This window comes from Streptomyces sp. TG1A-60 (genome assembly GCF_037201975.1).
Taxonomy (GTDB): Bacteria; Actinomycetota; Actinomycetes; order Streptomycetales; family Streptomycetaceae; genus Streptomyces.
Window position 1 is genome coordinate 16204 of record NZ_CP147520.1, and the last position, 26911, is coordinate 43114.

The window sequence follows — 26911 nt, forward strand, 5'->3', positions numbered from 1 at the left end:
CGTGCGGGTCAGCGGCGGCGTGCGGTGATGAGGACGTAGCCGAGGCCGGGCGTGTAAAAGGTGTCGGTCTCCGGGTCGAGCAGGGCGCGCACCACCTCCTCGCCGGCGATGTCCACCCATTCGGCGCGGTGTTCGAGCATCATCGCCCGCAGCCCGTGGCGCACGGGTTCGGGGACGCGGATGTGCGGCGTGATGTCGGTGATGTCCAGGACGTCGAAGCCCGCCGCGGCGAGCATCGGTTCGTACGCGTCGAGCGGTATCGCTGTGACCAGGGGGTGGATCGCGGACCAGTCCTCGCCAGGCTCGTGGAACATGTCAGCGATGGCGAGCCGGGCGCCGGGCCGCAGGACGCGACCCGCCTCGCGCAGCGCCAGCGCCTTGTCGGGCATGTGGATGAGCGACTCGAAGAACCAGCCGGCGTCGAACGACTCGTCGGGATAGGGCAGGTGCTGGGCGTCCGCCAGCTCGAAATGCACCCGGTCGGCGAGCCGGAGCTCGCGGGCCCTGGCGCTGGCGTGCTCGATCTGGCGGCGGCTCACGGACACGCCGACGATCTCGACCGCGTGTCCGCCGGCCAGGTGGAAGGCCGGCTGGCCGATGCCGCAGCCGATGTCCAGCACGCGCTGACCGGCCAGCGGCGCGAGGCGCTCGACCATGAGTGCGGTCAGGTGCTCGGTGGCGGCCTGGAAGGTGGAGTGGTCGGCAGAGTCCGCCCAGTAGCCGAGGTGCAGGTTGCTGTCACAGATCCTGGCGTGGAACTCGCTGAAGCTGTCGTACAGTTCGGCCACGGCCTCGCTGTTGGACTCGTTCGTTGCAGTCATCTTGTACCCCTTGCCTCTCGTGTTGTGGTGCGGCGTGACGGTTGGTGCCGTGGCGGCGCCGCACGCCGGGGTCAGGTGGTGTAGTACCAGTTCATCGGGTCGGCTTCGGCGCGCTCGGGCGCGGTCCGTCCGGCCGGTTGTGGCTCGGGGCGGGCGGCGCAGCGGCGGCGCAGGGCGTCGAGGGCGGGCAGGGCCCGGGTCACGGTGTCGAAGGGCAGACCGAAGTCGATCAGGCAGGCGACCTCGTCCACCCCGGCCGCGCGCAGCCTGTCCACGGTGGCGGCGCACTTGTCCTCGGTGCCGAGCAGGGACCGGCGGCTGTAGTAGTCCTCGGCCATCAGCTCGGCGAGCCGGTCCTGTTCGGCGGCGTCGGTGCCGCGGGAGGTGCCGCTGACCGCGTCGTCGTTGCGCTTCTGCGTCATGAACGAGGCGAGGTAGCGCTTGACCGGCTCGCGCACCACGTTCCACACCTGCTGTTCGTCGTCGCCGACGTAGGTGTGCATGCCCACGGTGACCGTGCCGGCCGCCGGGTCGTGTCCGGCTCTCTCCCGGGCCGCGCGGTAGCGGCTGATGTCCTCTTCCAGTTTCTCCCAACTGGTCAGCAGGGACAGGATGTTCAGCCCGCGTTCGCCCGCGTCCACCCAGGTCTGCGGGTTGGAGGTATGCACCAGCCACATCGGCAGTTCCGGCCGGCAGGGGCGCGGATAGGTGCGTACGTCCAGGGCGCGGCCGTCCGGGCCGGGGAAGGTGCGGGTCTCGCCCCGCCACAGCGCGGCCACCGTGTCCACGTTGTCCAGGGTGTACTGCCTGCGCTCGGCGTAGTGGTCGGGGTAGAAGACGAAGTCGCCCTGGTGCCAGCCCGTGGCGACGCACACGCCCACGCGGCCCTGCGAGAGCTGGTCCACGAGGGACCACTCCTCCACGACGCGGACGGGATGGTGGTGCGGCAGGACCACGCTGCCGGCTCGCAGGTGCAGGTTCTCGGTGGCTACGGCCAGCGCGGCGGACAGCACGGCCGGGTTGGGGAAGCTGCCGCCGAACTCCTGGAAGTGGCGTTCCGGCGTCCAGATGGCGGTGAAGCCGTGCCGGTCGATGAAGCGCGCCACGTCCAGGATGAAGCGGTAGCGGGTGCCGAAGTCGTTGCGGTCGTTCGCGGAGAAGAAGTAGACGCTGAAGTCCATGGGGCTCCTCACCTGGTGCCGTCGGGGCCGGCCGGATTGAGCGAGGCCGGGAACAGGCTGGTCGGGAAGTTCCGGGAGGCCAGCACCGGGGACAGCATCCGGGCGATGCGGGCGAGGTTCTCGTCGTGGGCGATGGTGTGGTGGTCGGCGTTCATCTCGTGGATGGTGATGCGCGGGCCGACGAACTCGGCAAGCCCGTTGGACTTGTCGTCGCTGGTGCGCGGCACCGGCGGCAGGTCGTTGCTGTTGCCCGGGGCCAGGAAGCCCTGAGTGGCGTGGAAGAGGGTGGTGGGGACTGTGGTGCGCAGCGGGGCCGGCCGGTAGGCCTGGAGCAGGTCGCCGTTGTGCAGCATCAGTTCGTGCCGGACCAGGATCTGCTGCTTGATCATCTCCCGGTCCGGCCGGGCGGCCGAGCGGTCGCGGATGTGGCCGGCGACCAGGTTGAGCTGGGCGTGCAGGTCCAGGCCGGTGAGGGAGGCGAGGCCGATCTGCTCGCTGACGCCCCAGCGCTGGCACATCGCGTTGCCGAGCATCACCAGGGAGAAGGCCTCCGCCTCGACCTCGGTGACGGTGCCCCAGTCCACGCTGTCCCAGGCCTCGGTGCCGGGCATGATCGGGTCGATGGCGATCAGGTGCGTGACTTCCTCGCCGGCCAGTTGCAGCTGCCGGGTCATCTCGTAGGCGAGCACCCCGCCGAAGGAACAGCCGCCCAGGAGGTAGGGCTCGCCGGGGAAGCGGTCGCGCAGTTCGCCGACGTAGTGGGCGGCCATCTCCTCCACGGAGTCGTACCTGCGGGGCATGCGGTCCGCGGCTGCCGCGCCGATCTGTTCCAGGCCGATGACGGGGTTGTGCAGCCCCAGGTGGCGGGAGAGGTAGATCGCGTAGCTCACCTCGCCGTACAGGTTGTGCGCCCACACGGACCGCCGGTTGTCCCCGTGCCGGTTGATCGCGACGACCGGCGAGGCCTCCTGCTGCCGGGGCGCGGCCAGTTCCTGTACGGCGGGTGGCGAGCACACGCGTGCCGCGTTCCCGGCGGAGACGAGGAGCCACGGCTCGACGTCGAGGTCGACCAGGTCGGGCGGCGGCGCGATCCAGCGGTGGTAGTCGCCGTCGCCTCCCCCTGCCGGTACGGCCCGCACGACCACGGTCCGCTCCAGTCCGCCGAGGGGGCGCGCGTGGTGCACGGCCGCGGCGGCGACCAGGGCGGACCTCCAGGCGGCGGCGCGCTCCAGCCGACCCCGGAGCGCATCGGCGCCCATCGGCGCGGACGGGGCGAGGGCGGCGGTCACTCGGTCCAGCGCGGCGTGCGGTGCGAGTCCGGCGAGGTCCGCGTCGCCCGCGAGCGGCCGGTCGGCTCCCCAGACGCCGGCGAGGGGCGCGGCCACCGCCGCCAGCGACTCGGTCTCAGTCTCGGCGAGCGGCCCCTCCCCCGGCCCGGGGGGCTGGACGAGGAGCAGCTCGGTGATCTGCAGGCCGCGGTCCTGCAGGATGCGGGCGGTCTCGACGGCGACCAGGCCCGCGACTCCGTACCCGGCGATCCGGCAGGAGGCGCCGGGGTGGGCCGCGCCGATCGCGTCGGCGCAGGTCCGGGCGAGGCGGTTGATGTCGGCGGCCGGGGCCGCGCCGTCCGGGAAGCCGGGCGCCTCGACGCCGGTGACCGGGCCGTGCTCGGCGAGGTGCCGGCACAGGTGCATCACCCAGGTGAGTTCGCCGGTGTCGCCGAAGAGGCAGTAGATCGGGTCTCCGGCGCGGCCCTCGGCGAGGGGCACCAGCCGCGGCGCCGCGACCGCTGCGCGTGCGGCGGGCAGGGGCCGCTCCGTCTTGAGGGCGGGGCCGGTGTCGACACTGTCGAGGGTCTCCGGTACGGCGTCGGGCAGCACGTAGCTCTCGTCGAGGTGGACGACGAGGCGGTCGACGCTGGGGTGTTCGAGGATCGCCGCCATCGGGATGTGGTCGCCGTAACGGTCTTGGACGGTCTGCATGATCCGCATGGCACCGATGGAGTCGACGCCGTAGCTCGCAAAGTCCCGTGCCGGGTCGACGGCGTCGGGCGCGATGCCGATGCCGTCCGCCACGGCCTCTCGGACGTGCTGTCGGAGGGTGGCGAGCCGGTCGGGCAGCGCGGGGGTGCGGGCCGGTCGGGGTGCCGAGGTGGGCGCCGGTTCGGGGGTGGCCGGGGCGGGAGGCGCGGGGGGCGCTGCGGCGGCTCGGGGTGCGGGGGCGGGTGTGGTGGCTTGGCGTACGGGCGTCTGCGCGGTGGCGCGGGGCGCCGTCCCGGATGTGGTGGCCGCCGGGAGCCAGTGCTGTTCGGGGGCGAACGGGTAGGTCGGCAGGGAGACCCTGGTGCGGTTCTGCGTTGTGTGCAGGGACCGCCAGTCGACGTCGGCGCCCGCCGCCCACAGTGTCGCGAGCCTGCCGAAGTCCCCGCCTGCGGCCCTGCGTACGGCGTCGCTCAGGTCGTCGGCGTCGCCGGAGCGGGGGCCCGTGTCACGGCTCGTCGTCAGGCGCGGGTCGTCGCCGTCGTCGAGGTGGGTCCGCAGGGCGTCGGCGAGGTGGGCGAGGTTCGGGGCCGCGACCGCGAGCCGCGCGGCGAACGGCCGGCGTCCCACCTGGAGCGTGTAGGCCACGTCGTCCGGTGACACGGCGTGCAGTCGTCCGTCGCGTTCCCAGCGCTCCAGGTGTTCGAGGAGGCGGCGGGCCACGGCCCGCAGGCGTTCGTCGTCGCGGGCGCTGAGCACGAACAGCCGGTCGCCGTCCGGCGCCGGGGCGGACGGACGGGGGGTGGCGGGCGCGGGGGCCTCTTCGACCACCAGGTGGGCGTTCATGCCTCCGAAGCCGAAGGAGCTGACACCGGCACGCCGGGGCAGGGGCGCGCCGCTGCTGGCGTCCGTGAACGGCGTCCAGGGGCGGGCGGAGGTGACGAGGTGGAACGGCGAGTCCGCGAGCTTGATCAGCGGGTTCACGCGTTCCACGTGGAGGGTAGGCGGCAGCATGCCGTGCCGCAGGGACAGCAGCACCTTGAACAGGCCCGCCATACCGGCGGCCGTCTCCAGATGGCCGATGTTGGTCTTCACACTGCCGAGCCCGCAGAACTGCCTCGGAACCGGCGCCGTGCCGCCCGCTCCGGGCCGTTCGAAGGCCGTGCGCAGGCCGGTCACCTCGATGGGGTCGCCCAGGGCCGTGCCCGTGCCGTGCGCCTCCACGTAGCCGATGGTCTCGGGTCGCGCCCCCGCGCGTTGCTGGGCCCGGGAGATCACCTCGGCCTGCGCGGCCGGGTTGGGGGCGGTGAGCGAGGTGGCGCGTCCGCCGTGGTTCGTCGCGGAGCCCGCGATGACGCCGTGCACGTGGTCGCCGTCCGCGAGTGCCTTGCTCAGCGGCTTGAGCAGGACGGCGCCGACTCCTTCGCCGCGCACGTATCCGTCGGCGCGGTGGTCGAAGGACTTGCAGCGGCCGTCGGGCGCCAGCATCCCGGACCGTCCGAACGCCTCGAACGCGGTCGGCGCCACGATGACGTTGACGCCGCCGGCGACGGCCAGGTCGCACTCGCCCGTCTGGATGGCGCGGACGGCCCGGTGCACGGCGACGAGGGAGCTGGAGCAGGCGGTGTCCACGGGTTCGCTGGGTCCGCGCAGGTCGAGCAGGAAGGAGACCCGGTTGGCCAGGACGCTGTGGTCGTTGCCCGTCATCAGCTGGCCGTCGACGTCCACACCGCGTTCGCGGGCCAGTTCGCCGTACTCGGAGGAGGCCACGCCCACGAACAGGCCGCAGGCGCTGCCGGCGAGGTCGGCGGGGTCGTGGCCCGCCTCCTCGACGGCCGCCCACACGGTTTGCAGGAACAGCCGAGCCTGCGGGTCCATGACGCGCGCCTCGCGCGGAGTGATCTGGAAGAACCCGGCGTCGAAGCGGTCCACACCGTCGAGGAATCCGCCGCGCACGGGAGTCGTGCCCGCCGCGGTGGCGAAGCGCTCGGGCGGTGCCTCGGAGATCAGGTCGCGGCCCTGGACCAGGTTGTTCCAGAAGCTCTCCAGGTCCGGCGATCCGGGGAACGACCCGGACATGCCGACCACGGCGACGGGTTCGGCGGCACGGTCGTGGGGGGTTCCGGCCGCGATTGAGGTGGTTGCCGGGGCAGTCGTGATCGCCGGGGAGGCGGTCGTCGCCGGGGGCGGGGGCCCGGCCGGGGGTACGGCGGGTGCGGCTGCCTCCAGCGGCGCGGGGGCCGGCGGCTCGTCGGCGGACGGGGCGGGTACGGGGGCGCGGGCGGGTGCCTGGGCCGTGGCGGCGACGAGATGGTCGACCACGGCCGCCATGTCCCGGCAGCCGTACAGGACGTCGGGGGTGAGGCCGACGCCGGTCGTCCGCGAGAGGCGGTCTGCGAGCTGCACCATGGTCACCGAGTCCAGCCCGAAGTCGCTGAGGTGGTCACCGGGGTCAATGTCCTGCGGCGTCACTCCCACCAGGGCGCAGATGGCCTCGGTGACGACGTGCCGCATCGCGTGGACGGCGGACGGTGTGCCGCCCGCGCTGTCGGCGGTCGGGTGCGTGAGGGTCACAGAGGGCTCCTCGGAGGGGCTGGGACCGATGGCGGGCGGAAGGGGCTCGATGGCGTCGGCGGTGCGGTGCGAGGGGGCGGGAGCTGCCGCAACCGGATCTGCAAGGACCGGGCCCGCCGGAACCGGATCTACGGGTACGCGACCTGTCGGCACCGGCCCCGCCGGGACCGGACCCGTGGTGCTCTGGTCGGCGGCGGGGGTGGTCCGGAGCCAGTAGCGGCCGTCGGCGAAGGGGTAGTGCGGCAGGGAGACGATCCGGGCGCCGGGCTCGGGTGCGGCGAGGGCGTCCGGGGGCTCGCCGTCCGTCCAGCGCCGGGCCTGTGCCAGGACCTCGGCGTCAGGGGACGGCAGGCCGTGCCGGTCGGGCGCCTCGTCCCGGGGGCCGGTCACCAGCCGGTCGTGGGGCCGGTCCTCCGCGTACGCGGTGAGTACCGAGACGATGTCGGCGAGGTCGTGGACGACGGCTCCGAGACGGGCAGCCAGCGGTTCGCGTCCGACCCGCAGGGTGTGGGTGACGTCCACCGGGCTCAGCGCGGCTCCGGGACCGGCGAGGAATGCGGCGAGGCGCCGGGCGTACGTGCGCAGGGCGTCCGGCCGGCGGGCCGACAGGAGCAGCAGGAGCGGCCGGGAGGGCAGGCGGTCGTCGGCGGTGTCCTCGGACCGGTCGGGCCGCGGGGCCTCCTCGATGACGACGTGGGCGTTGGCGCCGCCCGCGCCGAAGGAGCTGACGGCGGCCCGCCGGGGTTCCCCGGTCGGCTGCTCGGGCCAGGCGACGGGCTCGCGCGGCACCAGGAAGCAGTCCGCGGTCGGCGGTCCGTCGGTGCCGAGGGTGGGTGCGAAGGTGCGGTGCCGCAGTTGGAGGATCAGCTTGGTCAACTGGACTACGCCCGAGGCGGCTTCGAGGTGTCCGGTGTTCGGCTTCACCGATCCGATCCGCAGCCGGTGGCCGTCGTCCCGGACGCCGTACGCCTCGAGCAGGGCGGCCAGTTCGACCGGGTCGCCGACCGGTGAGCCGGTGGCCTGCGCCTCCACGTACTGCACGCTGCGCGCATCGGCTCCGGACGCCTCCAGGGCCTGGGCGATGAGGTCGATCTGCGCCCCGGCGCGGGGCACGGCGTACGCCTCGGTCGGGCCGTCGGCGTTGACGGCCGAGCCGCGGATGCACGCGTGCACGCGGTCGCCGTCGCGCACCGCGTCCGAGAGCCGTTTCAGGACGAGCGCTCCGACGCCCTCGCCGGTGACGATGCCGTCGGCGGCGGTGTCGAAGACCCGTGGTGTGCCGTGCGGGGACAGCATCCGCGCGGCGGCCAGGTCGGCGTGGTGGCTGGGGTGGAGGATGACGTTCACTCCGCCGGCGATCGCCGTGCCGCACTCGCCCTCGCGTAGGCTCCGCACGGCGAGGTGGACGGCGGTGAGCGCGGAGGAGCACGCCGTGTCCACGGCCATGCTCGGGCCGGTCAGGCCGAAGGTGTGCGACACGCGGTTGGCGACGGACCAGCCGGAGGACAGGGCCTGTACGGCGTTCCCGCGTCCGCGTTCCTCGGCGCCGAGCAGCGCGTACTGGTGGTGCATGAGGCCGACGAAGACGCCGGTCCTGCCGCCGTTGCCCTCGGCTCGGGCGCGCAGGCGGGACGGGGGCAGCGCCGCGTCCTCCAGCGCCTCCCAGACCGTCTCCAGGAAGAGGCGTTCGGCCGGGTCCATGCGCTCCGCCTCGCGCGGCGAGATACGGAAGAGGAGGGGGTCGAAGCGGTCGACGTCGTCGAGGAAACCGCCCCAGGCACGCCCGTCGCCGTACTCCCCGTCGCTCCATCGCCCGGGGGGCACAGGGGTGATGAGGCTGCGTCCGGCAAGCAGGTGCTCCCAGAGCGTGTCGACGTCTGCGGCACCCGGGTACCGGCCGGCGATCCCGACGACGGCGATGGGCTCGGGAGCGGGCAGGGCGGTGGTGGTGGTGTCGTGCGGTGAGGCTTCTTCCGGCGTCCGCGACGAGGAGTCGGCCTCGGGAGCGGTCAGAGACGGCATGTCGGCGGTGGGAGGGTCGTCGGTCCGCGTGTCGGCGACCCGTGCGTCGGCGGTTCCCGTGTCGTCGGTCGGCACGGCGGCGACTCCTGTCAGCGCCGCCAGTTCCGTCCCCTTCGCGCTCACCAGGGCCTCGGCCACCGAGCGGAGGGACTCGCCGGTCACCAGCAGTTCCTGCGGCACCGGGCCGATATCCCGTTCCAGGCGCTCGACGGCCTCCATCACCGTCAGTGAGTCCGTGCCGAGGGACGCCAGGGGCACGGCCGGGTCCATCTCCTCCGGCGGCAGGCGGAGCAGGTCCGCGAACAGGTTCCGCAGATGCTCCGTCGTGCCCGCCAAGAGCTGGTCACCGGAACCGTTCGGGGACGACGTCCGGGCCTGCGGTCCGGCCGGTGTCACGAGTTGGGTGGCGGGATCCTGCCGCTGCCCGGGCAGGGGGGCGGTAGGCGGCGGCGTACGCCAGGGCCCGCGTTCCGCGAGGAAGAGGTGCTGTCCGGCCTGGTGGTCTGTCCAGCCCTGCACGCCGAACCGCCTGCTGCGGTCGAACCCGGCCTCCGCCAGGAGCGCCTGCCAGGTGAGCGGGGCGAGCAGCGGTCCGTGCGGGAGCCTCAGTCCGGCGTCCCCGGCGAGCCACCACCCGTCGGTGAGGCCGAAGACCGGGGTGACCGCGTCAAGGACGCGGGTGGCCTCGTTGACGGCCAGCAGGCCGCCGGTCGCGGTGAGTTCGGCGACGTTGCGCAGGGTCCCCCGCATGTCCCGGGTCGCGTGCAGGACGTTGGTGGCGACGACGATGTCGTACCGGTCGCCGTCGAAGCCCTGCGTGGCCGGGTCGTCCGCGATGTCCAGGACGCGGAAGTCGGTGTGGGGCCGGCCCTCGGCCAGCCGCCGGCGGGTTCCGGCGACCAGGGAGGGCGAGATGTCAGTGACGTCGTAGGTGAATGAGGCCCGGTGGTCGTCGATCGCGTCGAGCACGGCGCGGGTGGTGGCGCCGGTGCCGGCGCCGATCTCCAGGATGCGTACCCGCCGGGCCGGGTCGGCCGCGACGGCGTCGGCGACCGCCGCCCGTACGGCAGCGGCGGTGAGGCGGTTGAAGTGCCGGGTGCGGGGGTCGTCCGCGTACAGGGCGGCCATGCGCCGGTCGGAGCCACCGGGGAAAAGGACATCCAGGCCGCGCCGCCGGCGGGCGAGGACGTCGGGCAGCGCGGCGGCGCAGTCGTCCAGGAGGTCCAGCGTGGGCGCCAAGTGGCCGAAGCGGTCGGTGAGTTCGCGCCTGAGTCGGTGCCGACGGTCCGCGTCGGCCGCAACCGGTGCGGTGAGCCGGCCCCGCTCGGACCGTACGTGACCGGCCGATTCCAGGGACGCGAGCAGCGCGTCGAACAGCGGCAGCCGTTCGTCGTGGACCGCGAGACTCCGCAGCAGCTCCGCGCGGGTGACGTGCGCGCCGAGTGCCAGGCAGTCGGTGGCCCCGCTCAGGGCTTCCAGCAGGGCAAGGCGCGCGTATTCGTCCACGGCGTCCAGGTAGTCCCGCGCGTAGGGTTCGCCGTCGGCGTGCTGCGCGGCCAGGACGGCCGCGGCGGGCGCGGCGAGTACGTCCCGGCCGGTTTCGGCCTGGGCGGCGGGTGCGGGAAGGGCGGTGTCGGCGGCCGGTCGCCGGTGGCGCGTGCCGGGCTCCAGGGGTGTCACACGCCCCAGTTCCGCAAGATCCGCGCGCAGTGGTGCGACCTGGGTGAGGCTGGACGCGAGGACCTGGCGGAAGGCGTGCAGTCCCTCGGTGGCGGTCAGCGGCTGCACGCCCCAGCGGGCGAGCCGCTCGCGGTGCTCGGGGGTGGCGACGGCGCCTTCGTCGCCCCAGAAGCCCCAGTCGATCACGGTGACGGGCCAGTGCAGCCGGGTGGCTAGGTGGGCGCCGTAGGAGCTCATGAACGTCGAACCGGCCGCGTAGTTGGACTGGCCGGGGTTGCCGGTGTGGGCGATGGCCGAGGAGAAGAGGGCGAAGAAGTCGAGCGGTTCGGCGGTGAGCGCGTCGGCGAGGGCGACGGTCCCGCGTGTCTTGGGCGCGAAGGCGGCGTGGAAGACGTCGTCGTCGGACTGGGCGATGGTCCGGTCGGCGAGGACGAACGCCGTGTGCACGGCTCCGTCGACGCCGCCGTACCGCTCGTGCATCAGGCGGACGGCGGCCCGCGCGGCGGCGGGGTCGGTGACGTCGCCCGGCAGGTACTCGACCTGCCCGCCGTGCGCCCGCAGCCGCGCGAGCGTGCCGTCCGGCAGGTGCCGTTCGGGCCTGCGTCCCATCACCAGCAGCCGGGCGTCCCACTCGCTCAGCAGGTGTTCGCTGACGACCCGTCCGAGGCCGCCGAGACCGCCGACGACGAGGTAGCGGCCGCCGCGCCGCAGGGGCAGCCGGTGGTCGGCGGGGGCGGGCAGTTCGGCCGGGGCGAGCCGCTTGACGAGACGGATGCCCTCGCGCAGCGCGGCCTCCGTGAAGGGTGCGGCGGCCGGCTCGGCGGCGACGGCAGGCACGAGGGACTGCCAGTCGCCGGAGGCGCGGCATCGTTCGAGGTCGGTGCCCGCGAGGTCCAGGCAGACCACGTCGAGGAACGGCAGTTCGCGCGAGAGCGTGCGCGCCATGCCGTGCAGGGATCCCGCGAACGGGTTGTCGACCGGGCCGCCGGGCAGGGGCTGCTGGCTGTCGCTGGTCAGGACGACGAGGCGGAGGCTGCGCGGGCGCTGGGCTGCCAGTGCCTGCGCCAGGTGGAACAGGGCGAGGCAGCCGTGCCGCTGGGTCCGTTCCAGGTGGGCCAGGTCGGTGGAGGAGTGACGGCGGGTATCGACGCCGCCGGCGAAGTAGAGCGTGCGGACACCCGGGTGCGCCCGGAGCAGGGCCACGTGGTCGTCGCGGTCGCGCATTGCCGTCAGGTCGACCGCCTCGCTCGCGCCGCCGTGGTGGCGGACCAGCTCGGCGGCGAGACCGGCGTCGTGCCCGGCCGTGAGCACCAGGGCGGGTCCGGGATCCTGGTCGTCCAAGGCGTGCGGGGCGTCGAGGCGGGGTGCCACGCGCCACACGGGCACCAGGTGGGGGACGTCGGCGGAGCCGGAAGCCCGCACCACGGTCAGCCCAGTGAACTCCACGAGGGCCCGGCCCGAGGCGTCCGTCAACAGCACGTCGCACTTGACGGTCCCGCGTGCGGGGTCGGCGGCCACCAGACGGGCGTGGGCGTGGCGGACGGCTCCGTCCGCGCTGTGCAGGCGGACCCGTTCGACGGCGGCGGGCAGCGTCGCCGGTTCCTCCCACGCGGGCACGGCTCCGTGCACGGCGTGCAGGGCGGCGTCGGTGACGCCGGGATCTCCGATGCCGCCGTGGGCTCGGCCGGGCAACGGCGCGGACAGTCCCGCCCGCTCGGCAGGTCCGGCCGGTTCGGCGGGTTCCGCCAGTTCGGCCAGGGCCTCTCCCTCACCGCACCACAGGCGCTCCACTCTGCGGTACGACGGCCCGTAGTCGAGGCCGGTGGCGCGGGCCCGGTCGTAGAACGCCTCGTGGCTCACCTCCCGGGGGCAGCGGAGCCGCACGGCCGCAATGTCCAGCGGCGCCGGCGCGGGGGGCGGGTCGTCGGAGTGGGGCGCCCGGGTCCATGCCGTGACCGTGGCGTGTACGATGCGCCGTTCGCCGGTGCCGGTGCAGGTCTCGACGCGGACGGCTCCGTCCCCGGCGGCGGGTAGGACGCGTACGACGGGCTGCTCGTCGGTGTTCACGACGAGGGCGGTGCGCCAGCGCACCTCGCTCAGTTCGGTGACCGGCCGTCCCGCCGCTCGTTCCGCCGCCGCGCGGGCCAGCGCCAGGTGGGCGACGCCTGCGAGGACGGGCCGGGCGTCGACGAGGTGGTCGGCCACCCACGGGTGGTCGGGGGTGAGCGTGGCCGCGAACTCGGCCGCCCCGTCCACCGCGACAGCCATCTCGGCGAGCGGCGCCCGGTCGGCCACCGCGGGTACCGGAGTCCGGCCGGGGGCCGCAGCCACCGCCGGGTCCACGGTCTCGGGCCAGTGCACGGGACCGGCGAACGGGTAGGCGGGCAGAGGCACGGCGTGGGGCGCCCGGCCGTGCCGGTCGCGCCGCTCGGCGGCCTCCGGCCAGTCGAACTCCTCCCCCGCGACCCAGCGCGCGGCGATCTCGTGCCAGCGGCGCCCGGCGAACAGGCCGCGCATGTCGGCCGCCTCGTGCCGGGGCACCTCGGGTGCGACGCGGCCGGCCGCGTCGGCGGCGCCGGTTGTCACGTACCGCGAGAGAGCCTCCACGAGCCGTGCGCGGGTCGGCACGACGAACGCGACGCGGTGTTCGAAGGCTTCACGCCCGGTCTGGAGCGTGTGGGCGATGTCGCCCAGGCGCAGTCCGGTGGCGTCCGGGCCGGTGAGGCAGCGGGCCAACCGGTCGGCGGCGGCCTTCAGGCGGTCCGGTGTCCGGGCGGACAGGACCACCAGGTGGTCGTCGCCGTCGGCCGGACGGTCGTCGGTGCGCACGGCGTCCAGGTGTTCCTCGATCACGGCGTGCGCGTTGGCGCCCCCCGCGCCGAACGAGCTGAGAGCGGCCCGGCGCACGTCGTGCCCCGGCCGGGGGTGCCACGGTTCGGCGGTGCGCTGGAGGCGGAACGGCGTCCCGGCGAAGTCGATCTTCGGGTTGGGCGGGTCGCTGTGCAGGGTCGGCGCGAGCGTGCGGTGTCGTAGCTGGAGGAGGATCTTGGTGAGCCCCGCGATGCCCGCCGCGGCCTCCGCGTGGCCGATGTTGGGCTTCACCGAGCCGAGCGCGCAGTACTGGCGCTCCTCGGCGGACCGGCCGAACACCCGGGCCAGGCCCTCGATCTCGATGGGGTCGCCGAGTTCCGTGCCGGTGCCGTGCGCCTCCACGTAGCCGATGCCCGCCGGGTCTAGTCCGGAGCGGCGCAGTGCCGAGCCGATCACGGAGGCGTGGGCGCGCGGTGAGGGCACGGTGTAGCCGTTGGTGTGGCCGCCATGGCTGATGGCGGTGGCGCGGATGACGCCGTCGATCCGGTCGCCGTCGGCGCGGGCGGCGGCCAGCGGCTTGAGCACCACCGCGCCCACGCCCTCGCCGGGGACGAACCCGTTGCCGCCCTCGCCGAACGCCCGGCAGACCCCGTCGGGGGAGATCATGCGCTGCTCGGCGAGCATGGCGTACTTCATCGGGTGGAGGTTGAGGTAGGCGCCGCCCACGAGGGCCGTCCGGCACTCGCCGCGCCGCAGGCTCTCGCAGGCCAGGTGCAGGGCGGTGAGGGAGGCGGAACAGGCGGTGTCGACGGTGAGGCTCGGGCCGTGGACGTCGAGGAAGTAGGAGAGCCGGTTGGCGAGGGAGAACTCCATCGAGTAGGCCGGGACCGGATTGCCCTTGCCCCACTCCTCGGCCCCGACCAGGCCGTACGCCAGGCCCGTGGCGCCCACGAAGACGCCCACCGCGTGTCCCTCGTCCGTGCGGGTGGTGCGGTGCAGCCGGGAGCGGGTGTAGCCGGCGTCCTCCAGCGCCGACCAGGCGACCTCCAGGAACAGCCGCTCGGCGGGGTCCATGCGGCGGGCCTCGCGCGGTGCCACGGAGAAGAACAGCGAGTCGAAGCGGGCGACGTCCTCGAGGAAGCCGCCCCAGCGTCCGTAGCTGGTGCCCGGCCGGCGCTCACCGCGGTCGAACCAGCGCTCCTTGTCCCACCGGTCCGACGGGATCTCCCCGATCGCGTCCCGGCCCTCCACGAGCATCCGCCACAGCTGTGACACGTCCCGCGCGCCGGGATAGCGGCCCGCCAGGCCGATGACGGCGATGGCGTCGCCGGGCGCGGCGTCGGCGTCGGGCAGTTGGGCGGCGGGCCGGGGCGTGGTCTGCGTGACGGGGCGCACGTCGAGGGAAGGGACGGCGGGCTCGGCGGCGGGAGCCGCGGGTATACCGGCCGCAGTAACCGGGCCGCTGTCGGGAGTAGTTGGTGTACCGGCCGGGGCGGCCGGTGTGCCGGCCAACGCGGCGAGGGCCGGACGGTGGTGGGCCACCAGATGGTCGGTGAGGTCGTCGACCGTGCGGTGCTCGAACAGCAGCGTCGCGGGCATGGACCCCAGCCGGTCCTCCAGGGCGGCGGTGAGGCGCTTGACCATCACCGAGTCGATGCCGAGCGCGGAGAACTCCTGGTCGGACCGGAGCCTGCCGGGCGCGATACGGGTCAGCCGCGACACCAGGTCCAGCAGGAAGGCTCGTGCCACCTCGGCCGCCGCTTCCGGCTCCTCCGGCGCCGCCGCAGGTTCGCCCGGCCGCCCGGCCGCGGGGGCGCCCGGCGTCGCCGTGCTCGTGAGGCGGGCCCGTACGAACTCCTCGATGCGGCTGCGGTGACCGTGGACGACGACGACCTCGCGCGCCTCGGACCGCAGCGCCGCCGTCATCACGGCGAGGCCGGTGTCCGGCGGCATCTCGACCATGCCCTGGAGCACTTCGACGGCCCGGCGGTCGGTGTCGCTGAGGGTCATGCCGCCGTCGGCCCACAGCGGCCAGCCGACCGACACGGTGCGTCCGCTGCGGCGCCCCGCCTCGACGAGGGCGGCGCGGTGGGACGCGAAGCCGCCCAGCGCACGGCTCGCGGCGGCGTAGTCGGCCTGTCCGGGATGGCCCGCGTACCCGGCGAGGGAGGAGAACAGCACGAAGTGGCGCAGCGGTTCGTCCCGTGTCGCCTCGTCCAGGTTACGGGCGCCGGCCAGCTTGGGAGCCAGCACGCGCGCGTGGCCGCCGGGTGCCTTGTTGGCGATGTACGCGTCCTCGTTGACCCCGGCCAGGTGCAGCACGTCGGTGACCGGGCCGAACGCCGCACGGGCCTCGGCGACGGCACGCCGTACGTCGTCGGGCCGGGTCAGGTCACCGCGTACGTACCGGATCCGCTCCGTGCCGGTGCCGTTGGCGCGGCGCAGCGTCTCCGTCACGCGGGCGCCCGCGTCGGAGCGGCCGAGCAGGACGATCCGGGCGCCGGGCGCCAGGGCGAGCCGCTCCGCGAGGCTCAGGGCGATGCCGCCGCCACCGCCGGACAGCAGGTGGACTCCGGCGGCGGGGGGGCCGGCGAGGGCCAGCGGGAGGGACGTCATGGTCCGCACCCAGCGGCCGTCGGCGTCGTGGCGGACCTGGTACAGGGGCGCGACGGGTTCCGCCAGTTCGTCCAGGGCCAGGGCCAGGGCGACGTGGTCGGCCGAGCCGTCCGCGCAGACGGCGACCGGATGGATCCGGCTGTCCTCCTGGGCGGCGATCGAGCAGAAGCCGCCGAGCGCGTCTGCGGCCTGGGCGCTGTCGTCACCCACCGCGAGGCAGGCGATGGCCAGGCGCTCGCCGACCCGGCCGCGGATCAGGGTGCGCAGCGCCGGGTACACGACGTCCAGGCAGTGCTCGGGCCCTGCGGCCGTGACCAGGACAATGCGGTCGGGCAGGTCTCCGTCGGCGGCGAGTGCCGCCCACAGCCGCTCCCACGACGCGTCGTCGGCGAGCGAGACGGCGCGGGTGTCCGACGCGGGCACGGGCCCCGCGACGGCCTCGACGACCCTGCCGGTCCCCGGCGTCACGATGCCGGGCCGGCGGGCGGCGGACGGGTCCAGCACGATCAGTGGCGGGCGTCCCTGCGCCGGGGGGCGGTGCGCGGTCGGCGCCGTACGCTCCCAGTCGGACGTGAAGGCCACCACCTCGTGCGCGCCCGCCACGGCGGCCGTGCCGGCCGGGGACGCCGCGCCCATGAGGGCGACCGCGTCGGAGACGGTCAACTCACCCGCCTTGACGCGCTCGAGGATGTCCCGACGGTTCTGCCTGGAGATCACTGCGCACCTTCCATGAGCCGTTCCGCTTCATCCACCGAGAGGCGGCCTTCGTTGAGTGCCTGGAGCAGTTCGGGCAACGCGGTCCCGGGGGCCGTCGCCGGGGCGGGGACCGGCGCCAAGGCCGGGGCGGGCGTCACGGGTTCGAGGGGTTCCGCCCAGTGGCGCTGTTCCTCGAACGGGTACGCCGGCAGCGACACGCGGCGGCCCGGGGAGGCGGGCAGCCGGCCCGTGCCCGACACCCAGCGCCGGGCCGCCCCGTAGGGATCGGGGTCCGGGGCGTCGGCGCGCTCGTCCGCGACCCGGCCGTCCGGTCGCCGCTCGGCGCTGCCGGTGAAGGTGTCCGGGCCGGGCTCCTCGTCGAGCAGGCGGCGCACCGCGACGACGAGTTGCTCCGTCGTCGCGGCGACGAACGCCGCCCGGTGGGCCATCGCGTCCCGTCCCTCGGCGAGGGTGTGGGCGATGTCGGTGAGCGCGAGCGGTCCGGCCTGCTCGGCCGGGTCCCGCGTCAGGAAGCCGTGCAGTTCCCGCAGCCGGGCCCGCAGCCGCTCCGGGGTACGGGCGGACAGCGGGACGACAACCGGATCCCCGGGCGTGCCCGGCGCTGCGGGCCGGGTGTCGGGGTAGTCCTCCAGCAGGACGTGCGCGTTGGTCCCGCCGAGGCCGAAGGCGCTGACGCCCGCGCGCCGGGGTGAGCCGCCCGCCGGCCAGGGGGTCAGCCGGTCCACGACGCGGAAGGGGCTGCCGTCCAGGTCCAGGAGCGGGTTGGCCTCGGTGAAGTGGAGCGTGGGCGGCAGCATGCCGTGCCGCATGGCCAGCACCGTCTTGACGACGCCGGTCAGTCCGGCGGCGGCCTCGGTGTGCCCCACGTTCGACTTGACCGTGCCGAGCAGGCACCAGGGGTCGACCGGCTCGCCGTCGGGCCTGCCGTCGAGCGCGGCGAATGCCTTGCGCAGGCCGCGTACTTCGATCGGGTCGCCGACCTCGGTGCCGGTGCCGTGCGCCTCCACATAGCCGACCGTGCGCGGGTCCACCCCGGCGTCGCGGTAGACGGTGGCGATCAGCTCCGCCTGGGCCGTCGGGTTGGGCATCATCAGGGAGTCCATGTGTCCGCCGCCGCCGTGCGAGACCCCGCTGCCGCGCACCAGCGCGTACACGGTGTCGCCGTCGGCGAGCGCCCGGGACAGCGGCTTGACCAAGACCGCCACCGCGCCCTCGCCGCGCACCATGCCGTTGGCCCGCCGGTCGAACGCGGCACAGCGGCCGTCGGGCGACATGATGCCGAGCTGGCCGAGGGCGACGAACAGGTCGGCGGTGAGGAACAGGTGCACCCCGCCGACGAGCGCCGCCTCGCACTCGCCGGACCGGACCGCGCGCACCGCCCGGTGCAGCGCCGTCAGCGAGCTGGAGCACGCCGTGTCGACGGCCTCACTCGGGCCGCGCAGGTCCAGTTGGTACGAGATGCGGTTGGCGATGAGGCAGTGGCCGTTGCCGCTGACGACGTGGCCCTCGCGGTGGCGGCCCGCCCGGTGCAGCTGCCAGTCGTAGTCGCGGGAGGTGGCGCCGATGAAGACGCCCGTGCGGGTGCCGCGCAGGGACGCGGGTCGGTGGCCGGCGTCCTCCACCGCCTGCCAGGCCGTCTGCAGCATGATCCGCTGCTGGGGGTCCATCAGCTCGGCCTCCAGCGGCGTCATGCCGAAGAAGTCGGCGTCGAAGCGGTCGACGCCCTCGATGAAGGAGCCCCAGCGGCTGTTGACCGTGCCTGGTGTGCGGTGCGGGTCGCCGAAGACCTCACGCCAGTCGAACCGGTCCTGCGGGATCTCCCCCACCAGGTGCGTCCCGTCTCGCAGGTGCCGCCACCAGGTGCGCAGGTCGGGCGAGCGTGCGAAGCGGCCCGCCATGCCCACGATCGCGATCGGGTCGTCCTCGTCGGCGTTTGCCGCGGAGGCGGGGTGCGGTCGCGGGGTGTACGCCGGGGACACGGGTGCCGCGGCGGCCGGCTCGTGCACCGCGTCCGGGGTCTGCCGCGGCGGCTGGGCGTTCGCGGTGACCGTGGTACCGGCCGGGACTGCCGGAACGTGCTTCCGCGTAGCGACCGGCGCGTGCTCAGCGAGGTGCGCCGCCAGCGAGTCGATCGTCGGGTGCTCGTAGAGCAGGACCTTCGGCAGCCTGCCGAACTCCGGTTCCAGGCTGCGCACCAGCTGGATGGCACTCAGCGAGTCCATGCCGTAGTGGTCGAAGGTGACGGCAGTGTCCACCTGCTCTGCGGCCAGTCCGAAGAACCGCGCGAAGACGGGAACCAGCCGCTCGCGCACCTCGTCGGCGTCGGCCGTCACGGGCTCCGGGGCGGCGGACCAGTCCTGCCGCTGGGGTTCCGGCGTACGCGGCCCGCTCGGGCGTGCGTCCGACGGCCGTGACTCCAGCGGCGCGGACGGCTGCGGGGCGGGCTGGGTGGGGAGGGACGGCTGTGGATGGGTCTGGGCGGGCGTCCGCGGGCGGGTCTCCGCCAGGCCCGTAACCCGCGTACCGCCGCCGGTCACGGCCGCCGCCGGTACCTGGCTAAACAGCACCGCGTTGTCGAACTCCGTTTCCGGCAGGTCCGGCGCGCCGAGCGCCCAGGTCCCCTCGAAGCCCTGCTCCGCCAGCGCCGCGCGCCAGCGCGACACGTCGAAGAACGGCGAGTGCGGCAGCCGCGCCGCCACGTCCACGGCCGACCAGTAGCCGGGCAGCGGCCCGATCATGGCCGTCATGCAGTCGTGGTTGCGCACCAGTTCCTCGAGTACGAGCACACCGGACGGCGCGAGCAGGCGCCGGATGCGTCCGAGGCTCTCGCCCAGGTGCCGGGTCGCGTGGACTGAGTTGGCGGCGACCACAATGTCCGCGCTGCCCGCTTCGAAGCCCTGCTCCACCGGGTCCCGGTCGAGGTCGAGGACCGCGCAGGTGAAGTCCACCCGGGTGTCGGCGAACCGGGCGCGGGCGGCGGGCAGGAACGCCGGGGAGACGTCCGTGAACCGGTACTGGACGGCCTCCCCGTGCTCGGCGACGGCCTCCAGCAGCCTGCGCGTGGTCCCGCCGGTGCCGCCGCCGATCTCTATCAGACGTACCGGCCGGTCCGGGCGGGACTCCCGCAGGGCACGCACCCGGCCGGCCACCAGGCGGGCCACGATCTCGTTGTGGTGGTCGGCCACGGTATTGCCGTCGTAGATGCCCAGCAGCAGGTCGGGGTGATCCGGGGAGAAGAACACCTCCAGCGCGTCGGCCCTGCCGGTCAGGATCTCGGGCAGCCGGGGCAGGCAGACCCGTACGAGTTTCAGCCACGGGGCCAGTTCGGGGTGTTCGGCGGCCAGTTCGGACGCCTCGGCCGTGAAGTCCGGGGTGGTCGTACGGGACGCGGAGGGCGTCTTCGCCATCAGCGCGGCCAGCGCGTCGGCGAGACGGCCGTAGCCCTCCTCGTCCGCGAGCAGGGCGCGCAGGCGCTGCGCGGTGGGCGGGGTGCCGCCGTCGGCGAGCAGATGCGCGCACCAGCGCCTGAGCAGATCGTTGAGCCTTTCCATCCCCTGGGCGGCACGGCGTCCGTCGAACCCGCTGCCCTGGATGTGGCGCCGGACGTCGCGCACCTCGGCCGGGACGGCGGGCCGTTCGTCCACGGGGACGGCGGGCCGACGGGCGTCGGCCGGGACGGCGGGCCGTCCCCCGTCGGCTCCCGGCAGTACGGCGCGCTGCCGGGCGGCGGGACGCAGGGCGTCGGGGTCCGCCCGTTCGGTCGCCGCCTCGGCGAACCAGTACCGCGCGCCGCCGAAGGGGTACGTCGGCAAGCTGATGCGCGCCGTCGCGGGGTCCGGCGCGGTCGTGGCGGGCAGCGGGGCGCCCGCCACCCAGGTCCGGGCCGCCTCCAGCAGCGGCTCGCCGGGGTCGTCGGCGGTGGCCGCCACGTGCACGCCGGCCGGGGCGTCCGGGTCTGCGAGGTACGCGTCCATCGCAGCCAGCAGTCCGTCGTGGGAGTCCGCGACCAGGACGACCCGGCGCGCCATGGCCTCCCGGCCTTGGTGGAGGGTCGCCGCCATCCGGTCGAGCGGCGTGTCGGGCGCGGCGGCGAGGAAGTCGCGGTGGCCGCGCACGAGCCGGCGCAGTGCCTCGCCGTCGCGGGCCGAGTACGGGAACAGCCGGGGCATGCGCGGGGCCAGGGCCGCCTCGCGCACCGGAGCCTGTTCGACGACGGCGTGCGCGTACGACCCGCCGAAGCCGAACGAGCTCACCCCGGCGATGCGCGGTCGTCCGTCCGGCGTGTGCCAGCCGACGGGACGCGTGTTGACATAGAGCGGGGTGTCGTCGAAGCGGCAGTGCGGGTTGGGCTGTCGGTAGTCCGGCATGGCCGGGATGACGCCGTGCTGGATCTGGAGTACGGCCTTGACGACGCCGACGAGGCCCGCGGCGCCCTCGGCGTGTCCGAGGTGGGCCTTGGCGGAGCCGACCGCGCAGAAGGCGGACCGTGCCGTGTGGCGGCGGAATGCCTCGACGGCGCCCTCGATCTCTATGGGATCACCCAGGGCGGTTCCGGTGCCGTGCGCCTCCAGGTAGCCGAGGTCGTCGGGCTCGATCCCGGCGCGTGCCCAGGTGTCCAGGAGCAGCTGGGTCTGGCGGGTGGGGCTGGGCGCGGTGACGGACCCGGCGCGGCCACCGTGATTGACGCCGACCTCCCGGACGACGGCGTGGATCGGGTCGCCGTCGGCGAGGGCCCGGTCGAGGGGCTTGACCAGGACGGCGACGACGGCTTCGGCCGGGACGTAGCCGTCGGCCCGGGCGTCGAAGGTGTGGCAGCGCCCGGACGGCGACAGGGCTCCCAGCGCCGAACTGCGCACGTAGTGCTGCGGGTCGAGGATCAGGTTGGTCCCGGCGGCGAACGCCATGTCGCATTCGCCGCGCCGCACGGCGGCGACCGCGAGGTGCAGGGCGTACAGGGACGAGGAGCAGGCCGTGTCAACGACGAGGGAGGGGCCGGTCAGGTCGAAGTGGTAGGCGATCCGGTTCGCGGCCATGGTGACGGAGGTGCCGGTCACGTCGTGGGCGCCCATCCGCCGTCCGGCGGCGGTCATCGCCTGGTCGTAGTCGCTGAAGCAGCGGCCTACGAAGGTGCCGGTCGCCGAGCCGCGCAGCCGGCCGGCGACGCCGGCGTCCTCGGCGGTCCGGTGGAGGACCTCCATCAGCTGGCGGGTCTGCGGGTCCAGGCCCTCGGCCTCGGCGGGGGTGAGTCCGAAGAAGGCGACGTCGAAGCGGCTGACGTCGGTGAGGAAGCCGCCGTGGCCGCAGTCGGTGGCGTCCGGCCGCTCGCCGTGCGGGTCGTGGTAGAGGCGGTGGTCCCACCGGTCGGCGGGGACGTCGGTCACCAGGTCGCGCCCGCCGACGAGGTCGGCCCAGAATCCCGCGATGTCCTCGGAACCGGGGAAGCGTCCCGCCATGCCGATGACGGCGACGGGCTGTTCCGCTCCGGGCGCGCCATCACGGCCGTCGGCGCCCGCTCGGTGCTGCGGTGCCACGGGCTGCTGTGCCGGTGCGTCGGTGGGTGCGGCCTTGTCGTGCGCGGAGGCCGCCTCGCGGCGCAGCGCGGCCTGTACGGCGTCGGGGTGGGTGTTGAGCAGGTGGTTCACCAGGCGGTCGGTGTCCGGGTACCGGAACAGCGTGGTGGCCGGCAGGTCGACACCGAGCCAGGCCCCCAACTCCGAGGTGAACGAGGCGAGTTCCAGGGAGTCCAGGCCGAGGGCCATGAATCCCGCGTCCCGCACGGACGACGGCTGCGCCTCCTTGCCGGCGCGGCGCAGGGCCGTGGTGAGCGCGGTGACGACGTGAACATCGAGTGCGCCGCGCGGGTCCGGGACGTCGCCCGCGTCGGCGACGGCATCGGCGGCCGTGTCGGCCCTCGGTGTTTCCAGCGCGAACCTCAGGCGGGCGGCGTCGCCGTGCAGGACGACGACGCGTTCGACGCCGAGCCCGAGGGCGGTGTCGAGGGTGTCGAGGGCGGTGACGGTGTCGAGCGGGACCGATCCGGTGCGGGCGAGGACGCGGTCCTGGAGCGCGGGGTCGATGTGCATACCGCCGTCGCGCCACAGCGGCCAGTCGACCGCGACGGTCACGCCGTGCCGTTCGCCGGCCCTGCGCCGCTCCTCGCGCCAGGCCGCGTAGGCGTCCAGAGCACGGTTGGCCGCGCTGTAGTCGGCGCCGCCCGTGCTGCCCGCCGCCGCTGCGAGCGACGAGTAGAGCAGCAGGTAGTCGAGCCGGTCGTCGCTCGTGACGGCGTCGAGGGCGGTGACGCCGGGGAGCTTCGGGGCGAGGACCCGCTCGACCGCCGGACGGCTCTTGTTGACGACCAGGGAGTCCTCCAGGACTCCGGCGGCGTGCACGACCCCGGTCAGTGGTCCGAACCGTTCGCGCGCTTCCTGTACGGCGGCGGACAGTGCGGCCCGGTCGGTCACGTCGGCGCAGAAGTAGGCGGCACGCGCGCCGAGGGCCTGGAGTTCGGCGACGGCGCTGTCCGTGTGGGCGCTCCTCCGGGAGCGGCCCAGCAGGGCCAGGCAGACGTCACCCGCCGCGGCGATGCGGCGGGCCGTGTGCAGGCCGAGTCCGCCGGCCCCGCCGGTGATCAGGTAGACACCGCCGGGGCGGCCGAGGCGCACCGGGGCGTGGGAGGCGGAGGGCGGCCCGGCCGGGACGAACAGCTCCGTGAGTCGGCCCTGGGCGGTGTGCCGGACTTCGGTGCCGTAGGCGTCGGCCGGTGCGTACGCCTCGGCGAGCAGTGTCCGCGCCTCGACGGCCGACGTCTGGTGCCACACCGTCTTCAGCAGGAGCTTCGGCTGTTCGAGCCGGACGCTGCGGGCGAGGCCGCCCACGGCGGCGTGCGCCGGGCTCGCGCCGCGGGCGGCGTACCCGTACACCACGGGCAGCGGCCGGGTCAGGCCGACGGCGAGGGCGCGGCACAGCAGCAGGGCGGACAGAACGCCGCCGGTGCTCGTCTCCCCGGTGGTGTCCCCGGACAGCGGCCACAGGTGGAGGACGGCTCCCGGGGCGCGGTTCTCCGCACGGAGGGTCTCGGCGAGCCGGACGTAGTGCTCGGCGTCGCCGGGCTCGATCTCGAACTCGTCGGCGGACACCCGCTGGTAGGACATGCCGGGCCGGACGCGGACCACGTCGGGGTGCAGCGCGCGTATCTCCCGTACGCGGTAGGTGTCGGCGTCCAGGAGCAGCAGTGGGCCGTCCGGCACGGGCGTGGCCGCGGTGGCCGGCAGGGGCAGGGGGCGGGTGTCCGGGACGTACAGCAGGGTGGCGGGACCGTCCGGGCTCGCGGCAGCGGGCTCGTCGCGGGTCGGGGACGGTTGCCCCGGCCCGGGGTCGCCGAGCCAGTAGCGCCGGCGCTCGAAGGGGTAGGTCGGCAGGGAGATCCGCCGCGCCGCGTCGAGGGCGGGCCAGTCGGACGGGCCGTCGGCGGCCCACAACCGCGCGGCCTCGGTCTCCTCGGCAGCGCCGCTCGTGCTGGTGCCGACGGTCTCCGTACCGGCGTAGGCGGGGCGGGCCGGCGGACGGCCGTCCGCGAACGCCCGCAGTGCGTCGGCGAGTTCGGACGTAGAGGCAGCCACCACGGCGAGGCGGTGCTCCATGGCGCGGCGGCCGGCGCGCAGGGTGTGCGCCACGTCGGCCAGGCGCAGTCCGGGCCGGGCCCGCAGGTGTTCCGCCAGCCGCCCGGCCTGCTCGCGCAGCCGGTCGGCGGTCCGCGCGGACAGCGGGATCGCGAGGGGCCGACCGGTCCCGGGCGGTTCGGGGGCGTCCGCGGCCGCGAACTCCTCGATGACGACATGGGCGTTGGCGCCGCCCGCCCCGAAGGCGCTCACGGCGGCCCGCCGGGGCAGCGGGCGCCCGGTGTCCGGGTCGACCGGGGCGGGCCAGGGTTCGGGGGCGGCGGCCAGCCGGAATGGCGTCCGCTCCCAGTGGATGCCGGGGGCGGGCGCGCCGATGTCGCCGACGGCCGGGAGGGTGCGGTGCCGCAGCGCCATCAGCGCCTTGGTGAGGCCGACCATGCCCGCCGCGGCCTCCAGGTGGCCGACGACCGGCTTGGCGGAGCCGATCACGCAGTACCCGAGGTCGCTGGTGTGCCGCGCGTACACCGAGGTGAGGGCCTCGACCTCGATCTGGTCGCCGAGGGCGGTGCCCGAGGCGTGCGCCTCAACGTAGCCGATGGTGCGCGGCGCGACACCGGCGTCGGCGAGCGCGGCGGAGACCACCCGTGCCTGGGCGTCGGGGCTCGGCACGGAGTAGCCGCCGGTCCGCCCACTGTGCAGCAGCGCCGAGCCGCGCAGCAGCCCGTAGACGTGGTCGCCGGAGGCCAGCGCGTCGGACAGCGGCCGCAGCAGCAGGGCGCCGACGCCCTCGCCGGGTACATAGCCGTCCGCATCCCTGCCGAACGGACGGCAGCGCCCGGTCGGCGACAGCAGCCCCAGCTCGGCCAGCCTCAGGTATTTGTACGGGTGCAGGGACAGGTTCACCCCGCCGACCAGCGCCGCGCGGCACTCGCCGCGCCGTATCGCGTCGGCGGCGAGGTGCAGGGCGGCCAGGCTCGCGGAGCAGGCGGTGTCCACGGTGATGCTGGGCCCGGCGAAGTCGAAGGAGTACGACAGCCGGTTGGACAGGGCGGAGGACCAGGAGCCCGCGACGTCGGCGGTCCCGGCGCGCAGCCGCTCCAGGCCGTGCAGTTGGTAGTCGTTCCACATGGCGCCCGCGAAGACGCCCACAGCCCGGTCGGTCTGGGCGGCGAGCCCGTCCGGAGTGTGTCCCGCGTCCTCAATCGCCTCCCACGCCGCCTGGAGCAGCAGCCGTTCGTGCGGGTCCATCAGTTCCGCCTGACGGGCGCTGAGGTGGAAGAAGGGCGCGTCGAACTCCGCTACGCCGTCGCAGAAGACGCCCCAGCGGGAGTACGTGCGTCCCGGTGTGCCGCGGGACGGGTCGAAGTACGGTTCGTGGTCCCAGCGTTCGGGCGGGACGGGCGTTGCCCGGTCCTTGCCGTCGGTGAGTACGTCCCACAGTTCGTCCGGGGTCCGGGCGCCTGGGTAGCGGCCGGCGAGGCCGACGATGGCCAGCGGTTCGGACTCGGGAGTGCCGTCTGCCGGACGGGCAGCGGAGACAGGCGACGCGGCGGGCGACGACGGCCGGCCGACTGCCGGGGTGCCGGCCAGCGACCGGCCCACCGCTTCCCGGTCCGTGGCTCGCGGTTGGTCCGCTTCCCGGTCCCCGGCGGCCGACAGGCTGTCCATCTCCCGGTCTTCAGCACCCAGTTGGTCGACTTCGGGGTGCTCCGCCCGCAGGTGGTCCGCGAGGCGCCTGACCGTGGGGTGTTCGAAGAGGAGCGTGGGGTAGAGGTCGGTGCCGAGCATCTCCTCCAGGTCGCCGACGAGGCTGAGCAGGTCGACCGAGCTGAGGCCGCACTCGTAGAAGCCGAGTTCACGGTCGACACGGGTGGGCTCGACGCCGAGGCGCCGTGCGACGAGTGCCGCGACCCGTTCCTCGAACGCCCCGGCGTGCACCGGTGCAGGGGTGGCCGACAGCGGCTCCGGGGGCCGTTCGGCGGGCGGCCGGGTGCGGTCTGTGATGAGGGCGGCGGACCGGACCCGCTTGGCGCGGAAGCCGACCAGTTCGGCGACGACCTCGCCGTCCGTGCCGCAGATCTCTATGTCGGCCTGGAAGAGTTCGCTGTCGAACCCCCCGGTGACCGGTCCCGGCACGTGGACGAGATTGTCGGCACCCACGCCGGTACGGGCGCGCAGCGACTCGATGTAGAGGGGGATGTAGGCGTGCCGGGGCGTGCCCAGATCCTGCTCCGGGAACAGCAGCATAGGCACCAGCGTGGCGAAGTCGAGTACCGCCGGGTGGGCGTGGAAGTGGCCCACGTGCTCGGCCGCCTCGTCCGCGAGCCGCATGCGCGCCAGCGCGTGTCCCGGGGCGACGTGCACCGTGCCGGACGCCTGCATGAAGCCGCGGTGGTGGATGTCGAGGGCTCGGACGTAGCCGTAGAGCTTGTCCACGTCGACGGTGCGTGTCGCCGACGCCGCCAGGCCGGCCGGGTCGATCCGCCGCCACGGTGTGCCGTCGGCGGGGTGGATCTCGGCGGTGCAGTTGGTCTCCCACGCGGCCTGGGGGTTTCCGGCGGGGCGGCTGCGCACGGTGACGGTCAGCGGCTGTCCGGGGTCCGCGTCGCCGAGGACGACCTCGACGGCGCTGCGGTCGCCGGAGCCGACGATGGGGGCGTGGAAGACGATGCGGCGCAGGACGACGAGGCCGGGGTCGACTCCCGCCCGCTGGACGGTCCGCAGCACCAGGTCGAGGAGGAAGACGCCGGGCAGCACCGGCACTTGGTGGACGAGGTGGTCCCGGACGGCCGGGGCGTCGGCACCGACGCCGGTGGTGGCGCGGCGGCCGGCGAGCGGGCGCAGCAGGTCGTGGGGGCGCTGGACGGATGACCGGTTCTGCGGCATGA

4 protein-coding genes are annotated in these 26911 nt (G+C 74.7%); all 4 read right to left on the reverse strand.

The genetic code is table 11. The annotated features are described in order from the left end of the window. Positions 1–8 precede the first annotated feature (8 nt). The 4 genes from WBG99_RS00080 to WBG99_RS00095 all read right to left on the reverse strand — a co-directional run bounded on the left by WBG99_RS00080 (position 9) and on the right by WBG99_RS00095 (position 26909). Entirely contained in the window at positions 9–821 is an 813-nt protein-coding gene (locus WBG99_RS00080) for a methyltransferase domain-containing protein (protein ID WP_338894300.1), read from the reverse strand. Positions 822–892: 71 nt separating this feature from the next. Continuing rightward, the gene (locus WBG99_RS00085) at positions 893–2002 is read right to left on the reverse strand and encodes a MupA/Atu3671 family FMN-dependent luciferase-like monooxygenase (RefSeq protein ID WP_338894301.1); all 1110 of its coding nucleotides are present in this window, start codon (positions 2000–2002) and stop codon (positions 893–895) included. Positions 2003–2010: 8 nt separating this feature from the next. After that, on the reverse strand, positions 2011–16401 hold the full coding sequence (locus WBG99_RS00090) for an SDR family NAD(P)-dependent oxidoreductase (protein WP_338894302.1): 14391 nt from the start codon (positions 16399–16401) through the stop codon (positions 2011–2013). Next, on the reverse strand, positions 16398–26909 hold the full coding sequence (locus tag WBG99_RS00095) for an SDR family NAD(P)-dependent oxidoreductase (protein WP_338894303.1): 10512 nt from the start codon (positions 26907–26909) through the stop codon (positions 16398–16400). The genes WBG99_RS00090 and WBG99_RS00095 overlap by 4 nt, the downstream gene beginning before the upstream one ends. Positions 26910–26911: the final 2 nt, after the last annotated feature.